1 protein-coding gene is annotated in these 410 nt (G+C 64.4%); it reads left to right on the forward strand.

Annotation, left to right across the window (positions count from 1 at the left end; all coding sequences use genetic code 11):
- A partial coding sequence (locus GTW40_RS12730) for an alpha-amylase family glycosyl hydrolase (RefSeq protein WP_237525477.1) occupies nt 1-410 on the forward strand: 410 nt, incomplete at both ends.

A 410-nucleotide genomic window follows, 5' to 3' on the forward strand; every position in this document is an offset into this window, starting at 1 on the left:
GACCCGGAGTGGTTCAAGCGCGCCGTCTTCTACGAGGTCCTGGTGCGTTCCTTCCAGGACAGCAATGGCGACGGCATCGGGGACCTGAAGGGTCTCACCGCCAAGCTCGACTACCTGCAATGGCTGGGCGTCGACTGCCTGTGGCTGCCACCGTTCTTCAAGTCCCCGCTGCGTGACGGCGGTTACGACGTCTCGGACTACACCGCCGTACTCCCCGAGTTCGGCGACCTCGCGGACTTCGTGGACTTCGTGGACGCCGCCCACCAGCGCGGGATGCGCGTCGTCATCGACTTCGTCATGAACCACACCAGTGACCAGCATCCATGGTTCCAGGAGTCCCGCGAGAACCCCGAAGGCCCCTACGGCGACTACTACGTCTGGGCCGACGACGACAAGCAGTACCAGGACGC

The organism is Streptomyces sp. SID4985, from assembly GCF_009863025.1.
Classification (GTDB): Bacteria; Actinomycetota; Actinomycetes; order Streptomycetales; family Streptomycetaceae; genus Streptomyces.